We start from the raw sequence: 8,993 nt of genomic DNA, 5'->3' as shown, positions 1-8,993 counted from the left end.
CCTTATACCAACCCTCTAAGTTTTCTTAGAGGGTTTTTTTTGGGTTGCGTTCCCAGTGTTGAAGTTTATTTAAACAGGTGTGGGACAAAACGCGAGGAGTTCTTCGTTATCGGACTCACGTCCTCGCGAACGCCTAAACCACTTGCAATATCTCCTACTATCCATGTCCCTAGTACTGGGTAGTTACCTTCGTAGTTTTTGGTAATCATCAATTTTTTCTCATATCCTCTTCAAGGACATAATGAACAATTCTTATTGTGTCTGCCTTGCATAATCTTCAATTGCAATCCCCATCAACTTTGCGTATAAAAGCAGTTTTTCTTGCCACATAAATCTAAACTTGAATAAGGTACAGATAATGCGGGTTACGCCACAGTCTATTTGGGTTGATATTGTTAAAATTCGTGAACAATTTCCATTAGTTCATAATATTACTAACTATGTTGTGATGAACAACACTGCTAATGCATTGTTAGCATTAGGAGCCTCTCCTGCAATGGCACATGCAGAAGATGAAATGGTTGAAATGGTTAGTATTTCAAATGCCTTAGTTATTAACATTGGTACGTTAAGTCCGCATTGGGTCAAAGGCATGGAAAAGGCTGTTATTCAAGCAAAACAATTAAATAAGCCAATTGTCATTGATCCTGTTGCTTGTGGAGCAACGGCTTTACGTTCTACGACAATGCAAACACTTTTACAATTAGCAAATCCTAGTGTTATTCGGGGAAATGCTTCCGAAATTAAAGCGTTAGTTTCTGCTAATATAAAAACACGTGGTGCAGATAGTAGCGAAAGCTCCGGTATGGCTGTAGCGGAAGCCTTGGAATTAGCAAAAACCTATCAGTGTACGGTCGTTGTCAGTGGTGCGACTGATTATATTGTTGATGATAAAGCAGTTATCAAAATTCGCAATGGTCATCCAATGATGACAAAAGTCACAGGGTTAGGATGTACTGCAACGGCGTTAGTCGGTGCATTTGTTGCCGTCAACGCAGATTTTCATCAAGCGGCTTGTCATGCTATGGCAGTGATGGGGATTGCAGGGGAAATTGCGATACAAAAAACGGCAGGACCAGGCACGTTGCAATTACACTTTTTAGATGCTTTATATCAATTAAATGAGCAACAGTTAATTAACTATCTGCATGTTGAATCATGTTAAAAACTAATACAACAAAACAATATAAACGACTTTTAACAATTGCTGGTTCAGACAGTGGTGGCGGAGCAGGTATTCAGGCTGATTTAAAAACGTTTTCAGCATTAGGATGCTATGGGATGTCTGTAATCACTGCCTTAACTGCACAAAATACCCAAGTTGTCTCTGCTGTGTATCCTGTGCCTGCCTCATTTATTCGCCAACAAATGCTTGCTGTGTTTAGTGATATTGGTGTGGATAGCGTTAAAATTGGTATGTTACACTCAGCGGAAGTCATTGAAATAGTAGCAAATACATTAAAAGAGTTTGCTATAAAGCATGTTGTGCTAGACCCTGTTATGGTTGCAAAAAGTGGCGATCGTTTAATGCAAGAAGAAGCTATTGATGCATTAAAAACTTGTTTAATTCCTTTAGCAACGATGATCACGCCAAATTTACCTGAAGCGGCTGTTTTATTAGGTGAACCGATTAATTCTATCCCTCAAATGCTGACGAGTGCTAAAAAGCTTAGTCAATTAGGAAGTCAGAGCGTTTTATTAAAGGGTGGGCACTTACAAAGTCAGCAGAGTATCGATATCCTCTATGAACATCAATATGATACCTTTACAGAGCTATCACACACTCGCATTCAAACACATAACAGTCATGGGACTGGTTGCACTTTATCATCTGCCATTGCAGCTTATTTAGCGAAAGGTTGTAGTATAAAAGAAGCTGTTTCAGCGGCTAAAACTTATTTAACCTTTGCTTTACAAGCTGGAGCGAGTTATACAATAGGGCAAGGACATGGTCCTGTGCATCACTTTTACCAAGTCTGGGACTGAAACTCTTAGGGGGATTGTATGACACCTAGTCCACAAAAATCATCCGTTCATACAATGCGTTGGTGGCACAATCCCCAAACTAGAGCCAGAATTTTTGAATGGTTGATTTTAAGTATCTTAATTCTTTTTTTTATTTATATTGCTCAGAACACATTACATAATTTAGAGAAACGAGGTATTAGTACAGGTTTTGGGTTTTTATCAAACCCTGCGGGATTTGGCATTTTACAAACCCTTATCCCTTATGATGAAACAGATACGTTCGGGCGCACCTTCATTGTTGGCTTGCTCAATACCTTATTAGTGTCTGCATTAGGATTATGTTTTGCAACAACATTAGGTTTTATTATTGGTATTTCTCGCCTCTCTTCTAATTGGTTAGTTGCCAAACTTTCACTGGTTTATATTGAAACCTTTCGCAATATCCCCTTGCTATTACAACTCTTCTTTTGGTACTTCGCTGTATTACGTGCCTTACCAACACCACGACAAAGTTTAGAATTTGCTGAAACTGCCTATTTAAATGTTCGTGGCTTATATATTCCTAAACCACTACCAGATGAAGACTTTATCTGGGTTTTGCTAGTATTCTTTCTAACATTGATGGGAATGTTCTTTTTTAAACGTTGGGCTTGTCAATATCAAGCAAGGACAGGCACGAATTTACCTGTTTTTTGGACAAATCTTGGATTTTTTCTCATCATTCCCAGCACTGCATTTTTTATACTGGGTTCTCCATTAACGTGGAGTTTTCCAGAATTACAAGGGTTTAATTTTCGCGGTGGGTTGGTGATTATTCCCGAACTCATTGCCCTTGTCGTTGCACTGAGTATTTACACTTCTGCTTTTATTGCAGAAATAATTCGGGCAGGCATTCAAGCTGTCAATCATGGACAAACCGAAGCGGCTTATTCTTTAGGCTTACAACCTCGACAAACACTGCGCCTTGTCATTATTCCCCAAGCCTTACGTGTCATTATCCCACCGTTAACCAGTCAATATTTAAACTTGATTAAAAACTCACCGTTAGCAACGGCTATTGGTTATCCCGATTTAGTTGCTGTTTTTGCAGGAACAACTTTGAATCAAACAGGGCAAGCCGTAGAAATTATCATGATGACCATGGCGGTTTACTTGTTCATTAGCCTTGTTATCTCCGCATTGATGAATTTTTATAATCATCGGATTGCGTTGAAAGAAAGATAAAAATGGGTAAATGCCTGTGCAGGAGTTTTTAAAATGATGCAACAAACAGCCAATGCACCTCATCTTTTTACCCATGTTTTGAAATGGCTACGCGATAATTTATTTTCTTCATGGTTCAACAGCTTTTTAACCCTTGCCTGTTTGTACTTACTCTATGCAACCTTGCCCCCTCTGATTCAATGGGCAATTATTGACGCGGATTGGGTTGGGACAAGTCGAGAAGACTGTGACAGCGGCGGGGCTTGTTGGGTATTTATTTCGGTGCGAGCCTCACAGTTTTTTTACGGATTTTATCCAGATGCAGAAATTTGGCGAGTTAACCTTGTTTTATTTATTTTTATTGGATTAGCCTTGCCCTTATTTTTTAAAAATACACTGCATAAACTTTGGTTAGCAGGATTTTTATTATTTATTTATCCCTTAATTGCTTTTGAAATCCTTTATGGCGAACGCTTTGGCTTACCTGTTGTAGAAACTGCCTTATGGGGCGGTTTAATGTTAACGCTAACACTGGCATTTATTGGGATGGTTGTCTCTTTGCCTTTAGGTATTTTGCTGGCGTTGGGACGACGCTCATCGATGCCAATAGTGCGCACGCTTTGCGTGATATTTATTGAATTTTGGCGAGGAGTACCTTTAATTACTGTTTTATTTATGTCTTCGGTGATGTTGCCCTTGTTTCTACCAGAAGGCATGAACTTCGACAAACTATTTCGGGCAGCAGTTGGCATTGTCCTATTTGAATCGGCTTATATGGCGGAGGTTGTGCGGGGGGGACTGCAAGCAATTCCAAAAGGACAGTATGAAGCAGCCGCATCATTAGGCTTAGGCTATTGGCGCACAATGTTTTTTGTCATATTACCGCAAGCGTTAAAACTCGTTATACCCGGTATTGTAAATACATTGATTGCATTACTAAAAGATACCAGTTTAATTTTAATTATTGGTTTATTTGACTTATTAGGCATGATTAAAGCCGCTTTAAACGACCCTTATTGGCTGGGTTACTCCGTGGAAGGCTTTTTATTTGGTGGTTTTATTTATTGGTTATTATGTTTTAGTATGTCTCGCTACAGTCAACATTTAGAACGCAAGTTGCAAACAAGTCATAAACGTTAAGTTTATAAAGTCTCTGTCTGAAAAGATGCACATTGCATTTTTTCAGTTTCTCGCACACTTCCCGATAACACACTTTTATGCAAGATACTCATATCAGTCTCGCTCATGGTAATGGTGGGCGTTTGATGCGTGAATTGATAACACAATTATTTGCAAAACATTTACAGCATCCAACCTTAAACACCCAATTAGACGCAACGACATTGCCATGGTCTGCCTCTCATCTTGTTATTACAACAGATGGCTTTATTGTTAAACCGTTAGAGTTCGCAGGGGGAAATATTGGCTCATTAGCCGTACATGGAACAGTCAATGATTTAGCCGTTGCGGGTGCAAAACCGCTTTACCTAACTTTAAACGTCTTCATCGAGGAAGGCTTAGAAATCGCTACTTTAGAGCGAGTTATTATCAGCATGGCACAAGCCGCCCAACAAGCAGGCGTTTCAATCGTGGCGGGTGATACAAAAGTGGTACAACGTGGAGAAGGTGGCGGTTTATATCTCGCTACGACAGGCGTTGGGGTTAAAATTGCACCGCAAACACTGGATTTTTCCAGTATTCAAGCAGGCGATATTATTCTTGTCAGTGGTGCAGTGGGTAATCATGGTATTGCCGTCATGCTTGCCCGTGAACAATTTGGACTCCGAGGGGATTTACAATCAGACTCCGCCAACGTGTTCCCACTAACACACGCCTTATTGCCATTAACAGGCTTACGCTTTATGCGTGACCCAACCCGTGGCGGACTCGCAACTGTTGCGCATGAAATCAGCCAAGCTACTGGAAAAACAGTCATACTAGAACAAGGTAATATTCCTATTCATGACGCAGTGCAAGTTGTCTGCGATATGTTGGGCTATGACCCTTTATATTTAGCCTGTGAAGGACGTGTTGTGGCTGTCGTTGCGAAAGAACAAGCAGAACAAGCTCTTGCCAGTTGGCGAGCTTTAGCCCAAGGCGAACAAGCTGCTATCATCGGACAGGTTGCAACAGGTGATGCTCGCGTTATTCTACGCACACCGTTAGGCGGTGAACGTTTATTAGAAGAATTAGAAGACGACCCTTTGCCCCGTATTTGTTAATTGATTTTATCGTCACTGCTATTATTATCTGCCCTCATTTCACCTTATTAAAAATCCATGACACTCAAAAAAGTTACCACTATTACTGAACTTCGTACCCAAGTCGCCCAATGGCATGAAGCCAAACAACGTGTTGCACTCGTTCCAACCATGGGCAACTTACACGCGGGACATTTACAACTGGTTAAAGAAGGGCTAAAAGTCGCTGACCACGTTGTTGTTAGTATTTTTGTCAACCCGACCCAATTCGCCCCAAATGAAGACTACCAAAGTTATCCCCGTACACTGGAACAAGATTGTGAGGCGTTAGAAAAAGTCGGCGCAGAACTGGTTTTTGCCCCCAACGTGGCAGAAATGTATGGACAACAAGATTTAAGCACCGTGACTACGGTCGAAGTTCCTATTTTAAGCCAATTACTCTGCGGTAAATTTCGCCCGATACACTTTGCAGGCGTGACAACCGTCGTCAATCGCCTCTTTAATATCAGTCAAGCCGATGTCGCTCTCTTTGGACAAAAAGACTACCAACAACTGACTATTATCAAGCGTATGGTCAATGACTTATACATGCCTATCACCATTATTGGCGTGCCCACCATCCGCGAAACCAGTGGACTTGCCATGAGCTCCCGCAACGGCTACTTAACCGCAGAAGAAAAACAAATAGCCCCACGTTTATACCAAATTCTCACCCACCTTAAAGAACAACTGCAAGCGGGCGAAAAAGCCTTCACTGCCTTAGAAGCAAATGCCGTTCAACAACTCCAACAAGCAGGTTTTAAACCCGATTACGTGGCTATCCGTGACGCAAATACTTTACAAGACGCTCAAGTACAAACCCGCGAACTGGTTATTTTAGCTGCAGCATGGTTAGGAAAAGCCCGCCTTATCGATAATATCTGCTTAATCCTTAACGAGTAACCCGCTTAACATTGTTAAAAAACCGCCCAGCACTGAAAACCTAAAAGGCACTTTACTTGCACTGAATCGCATAGCCCGCTATAACAAGTTAATGTACTGAGCGGTTTAATCCAACACACTCCCGACCCCAACCAAGCGATAAAAACGACTACTCAAGCCCATTAGCTCTGTGGTAATCTGCTTTTGTTTACAGATTCACTAAGGAATACAGCGTTTAAAATGTCAACTTATGCAATCGGCGATATTCAAGGGTGTTATCAACAATTACAAGCCTTATTAGCCCTCATTCAATTCAACCCCGAGCACGATAAACTTTGGTTTACAGGCGATTTAGTCAATCGTGGTCCCCAATCATTAGAAGTATTACGCTTTGTAAAAGGACTCGGAGATAAGGCGGTTACTGTTTTAGGTAATCACGACATGCACCTACTATTTATCGCTAATGGACACCCTGACCGACTAAAAGCGGAAGACACTTTAGAACCCATTCTACAAGCCCCTGACCGTGACGAACTCCTAGACTGGTTACGCCACTCTCCTATCATGTACCATGATGAAAAACTAGGCTTTTCTCTCGTTCATGCAGGATTAGTCCCACAATGGGACTTAACCCAAGCCCGTGCCTGTGCGCAAGAAGTTGAAGAAATCCTACGTAGTCCCCACTATGGCGAATACTTACATCACATACACGGCAATAAACCTAATCAATGGTCAGATAAATTAAAAGGTTATGACCGTTTACGCTTTATTCTAAGCTGTTTTACCCGTTTGCGTTACTGCAACAAAGACGGCGTATTAAACATGAAAAAGAAAAATGCCCCAGAAACCAACGACCCACACGACCCCGACCAACCATGGTTTTTAATCCCTAACCGTGCTAGCCAAGACATGCGCATCATTTTTGGACACTGGGCAACCCTAGGCTTATACATTAGCGACAATATTTTTGCCCTAGATACAGGCTGTTTATGGGGCGGTTGCTTAACCGCGATGCGTTTAGAAGACAAACAACTGTTTAAATTAAATTGTCCGCAAACTCGTGCTATTACCCCCTTAAGTTAATCTCACTTTTTTGATTTGCATTGACAACAGATTTTCTTTTACACTGAAACGCTTAAAAACAAAGTTGTTCCCCTGAAAAAATCCAAGGAGTCTAACCGATGCAATTCATTAAATACATACTGATTGCCTGCTTTCCTTTTATCATCATGGCTTGTGACGGCAAACCCAGCAACATGTTAAAAGATAGCGATTCTAATCGCCAAGTTGCGCCCATGAGCACCCAATCAGCTCCAAAAGACCCTGATTTAAAACTCGCATTCTGCAAAGACAACCCGCTACATGCTGACTGCCAAACCACGACAAAATACTAAAATTTTTCCATAAAAAAAGCATGATAGAGCGACATTCCTATCATGCTTTTTTACATTTCCCCCGCAATAAATAACGAAGGATTATAAGCTTACTTTAACGCTAGTTCGGCGAGTTTTATAAAACAAAACAGAGACCTGCTAGGTTTTGAAAACCTAGCAGGTCTGTCGGAACGCGCAAAAAGGATTCACCAGACAAGATTAAAACATTGTCTGAATCAGGATTTTCAGGATTAGCAGGATTTAAACCCTCAAACCAAAAAATTAATGCGAATCATGCTTTTTAATTCTGCTAATTCTGAAAATCCTGTGAATTCTGATTCAGACAAGCTGTTGTCTTTTTAAAAGAAACTCGCCGAACTCAGGTTACTTTACATATTCCTTTGCAATATCAATCCACTCTCTTTGTAACTTATACTGCCCTTTCGACAAATTATTCGCTTGTGTCAAAATCTCGGTAAAAATCGCCCGTGATTGCTCAGTACGACCTAAACGACTTAGCAATAAGGCATAACGACATTTAGCCTCATAACCTGAATAATAACTGGCTAACACCTTATATTCCGCAATCGCTGGCTCTGTTTCGCCTAACTGCTCCAAGGTTCGCGCATATAACAAATGTCCATCCTGCGATTTAAAATCAGGATTTGCCGCAATTAATCGGTCTAATTGCTGCTTAGTCTGCGCAAACTCACCCAGAAAAAATAAAACTTGCGCTAATGATAATAAAATCTTTGGGTCATCCTTATAAATGCCAGATAAACAGCTTTGATACAAATCTTTAGCTTCTGCATATGCTTGTTGTACAACGCATTCATCCGCTAAATTTAATTTATTCTGCACATTATCAGAAATAGCCAATTCACGCGCCCGCTGTTTTAAGGTCATGGCTGGGTCTATGGTTTTTAAAATATCTTTCACCACTTTGCGCCCCGTCCGACTATTTCGTAATTCGGGCAACATTTCTAAAAAGAAATAAAAGCCACAGCCAATTAAGGAAAAAACCAAAATAATCCAAATCCAGTCACGTCTTCCAGTGCGATGGGCGTGAATCACACAAACAACTTGGCAAAGAAAAGATAAGGAAAGCAATACAGGCATGTTAACGCTACCTTAATAAGAGAAAAGGGAAAAAACTCACTGTAGAATGAGTAAACATCATCAAGATAACATCCAGTATATTGGAACAATGAGAGAAATTTAATGTGTTTTATTCCTTATCTGCTACTTTAACCTGAGTTCGGCGAGATTTATAAAATAAAACAGAGACCTGCTAGGTTTTGAAAACCTAGCAGGTCTTTTTTTGTCT

The 8,993-nt window shown here is 40.7% G+C and carries 10 protein-coding genes; 8 read left to right on the top strand and 2 right to left on the bottom strand.

From position 1 onward, the window contains the following. Nucleotides 1-65: 65 nt before the first annotated feature. Complete coding sequence (locus BEGALDRAFT_RS18940) at nucleotides 66-209, bottom strand: glutathionylspermidine synthase family protein (protein WP_081484176.1); 144 nt, start codon at nucleotides 207-209, stop codon at nucleotides 66-68. A gap of 149 nt (nucleotides 210-358) precedes the next feature. Here BEGALDRAFT_RS18940 and thiM point away from each other — a divergent pair, with 149 nt between their 5' ends. The 8 genes from thiM to BEGALDRAFT_RS11740 all read left to right on the top strand — a co-directional run bounded on the left by thiM (nucleotide 359) and on the right by BEGALDRAFT_RS11740 (nucleotide 7,687). Continuing rightward, on the top strand, nucleotides 359-1,165 hold the full coding sequence (gene thiM / locus BEGALDRAFT_RS11775) for a hydroxyethylthiazole kinase (RefSeq protein ID WP_002690246.1): 807 nt from the start codon (nucleotides 359-361) through the stop codon (nucleotides 1,163-1,165). Next, a complete protein-coding gene (gene thiD, locus BEGALDRAFT_RS11770) occupies nucleotides 1,159-1,986 on the top strand; it encodes a bifunctional hydroxymethylpyrimidine kinase/phosphomethylpyrimidine kinase (protein ID WP_002690244.1) in 828 nt (275 codons plus the stop codon). Before thiM ends, thiD begins: the two co-directional genes overlap by 7 nt. 18 nt (nucleotides 1,987-2,004) lie before the next feature. Continuing rightward, on the top strand, nucleotides 2,005-3,192 hold the full coding sequence (locus BEGALDRAFT_RS11765) for an amino acid ABC transporter permease (RefSeq protein WP_002690243.1): 1,188 nt from the start codon (nucleotides 2,005-2,007) through the stop codon (nucleotides 3,190-3,192). A 33-nt stretch (nucleotides 3,193-3,225) separates the two neighbouring features. Next, entirely contained in the window at nucleotides 3,226-4,311 is a 1,086-nt protein-coding gene (locus BEGALDRAFT_RS11760; protein WP_002690242.1) for an amino acid ABC transporter permease, read from the top strand. Between the two features lie 77 nt (nucleotides 4,312-4,388). Then, a complete protein-coding gene (hypE, locus tag BEGALDRAFT_RS11755; protein WP_002690239.1) occupies nucleotides 4,389-5,393 on the top strand; it encodes a hydrogenase expression/formation protein HypE in 1,005 nt (334 codons plus the stop codon). 57 nt (nucleotides 5,394-5,450) lie between these two features. After that, a complete protein-coding gene (gene panC / locus BEGALDRAFT_RS11750) occupies nucleotides 5,451-6,314 on the top strand; it encodes a pantoate--beta-alanine ligase (protein ID WP_002690237.1) in 864 nt (287 codons plus the stop codon). A 219-nt stretch (nucleotides 6,315-6,533) separates the two neighbouring features. Next, on the top strand, nucleotides 6,534-7,376 hold the full coding sequence (locus tag BEGALDRAFT_RS11745) for a symmetrical bis(5'-nucleosyl)-tetraphosphatase (RefSeq protein ID WP_002690236.1): 843 nt from the start codon (nucleotides 6,534-6,536) through the stop codon (nucleotides 7,374-7,376). A gap of 98 nt (nucleotides 7,377-7,474) precedes the next feature. Further along, nucleotides 7,475-7,687, top strand: coding sequence for a hypothetical protein (locus BEGALDRAFT_RS11740; protein ID WP_002690235.1), 213 nt, complete (start codon nucleotides 7,475-7,477; stop codon nucleotides 7,685-7,687). Between the two features lie 363 nt (nucleotides 7,688-8,050). Here BEGALDRAFT_RS11740 and BEGALDRAFT_RS11735 read toward each other — a convergent pair whose 3' ends face one another. Beyond that, the gene (locus tag BEGALDRAFT_RS11735; RefSeq protein WP_002690234.1) at nucleotides 8,051-8,785 is read right to left on the bottom strand and encodes a tetratricopeptide repeat protein; all 735 of its coding nucleotides are present in this window, start codon (nucleotides 8,783-8,785) and stop codon (nucleotides 8,051-8,053) included. Nucleotides 8,786-8,993 lie beyond the last annotated feature (208 nt).

It is taken from the genome of Beggiatoa alba B18LD (genome assembly GCF_000245015.1).
Lineage (GTDB): Bacteria > Pseudomonadota > Gammaproteobacteria > Beggiatoales > Beggiatoaceae > Beggiatoa > Beggiatoa alba.
This window is presented reverse-complemented; position numbering and strand designations above follow the sequence as displayed.

Bases quoted from the DNA above. Each gene is read 5' to 3' on its own strand.
- BEGALDRAFT_RS18940 (WP_081484176.1), bottom strand. From the start codon at position 209: ATGATTACCAAAAACTACGAAGGTAACTACCCAGTACTAGGGACATGG.
- thiM (WP_002690246.1), top strand. From the start codon at position 359: ATGCGGGTTACGCCACAGTCTATTTGGGTTGATATTGTTAAAATTCGT.
- thiD (WP_002690244.1), top strand. From the start codon at position 1,159: ATGTTAAAAACTAATACAACAAAACAATATAAACGACTTTTAACAATT.
- BEGALDRAFT_RS11765 (WP_002690243.1), top strand. From the start codon at position 2,005: ATGACACCTAGTCCACAAAAATCATCCGTTCATACAATGCGTTGGTGG.
- BEGALDRAFT_RS11760 (WP_002690242.1), top strand. From the start codon at position 3,226: ATGATGCAACAAACAGCCAATGCACCTCATCTTTTTACCCATGTTTTG.
- hypE (WP_002690239.1), top strand. From the start codon at position 4,389: ATGCAAGATACTCATATCAGTCTCGCTCATGGTAATGGTGGGCGTTTG.
- panC (WP_002690237.1), top strand. From the start codon at position 5,451: ATGACACTCAAAAAAGTTACCACTATTACTGAACTTCGTACCCAAGTC.
- BEGALDRAFT_RS11745 (WP_002690236.1), top strand. From the start codon at position 6,534: ATGTCAACTTATGCAATCGGCGATATTCAAGGGTGTTATCAACAATTA.
- BEGALDRAFT_RS11740 (WP_002690235.1), top strand. From the start codon at position 7,475: ATGCAATTCATTAAATACATACTGATTGCCTGCTTTCCTTTTATCATC.
- BEGALDRAFT_RS11735 (WP_002690234.1), bottom strand. From the start codon at position 8,785: ATGCCTGTATTGCTTTCCTTATCTTTTCTTTGCCAAGTTGTTTGTGTG.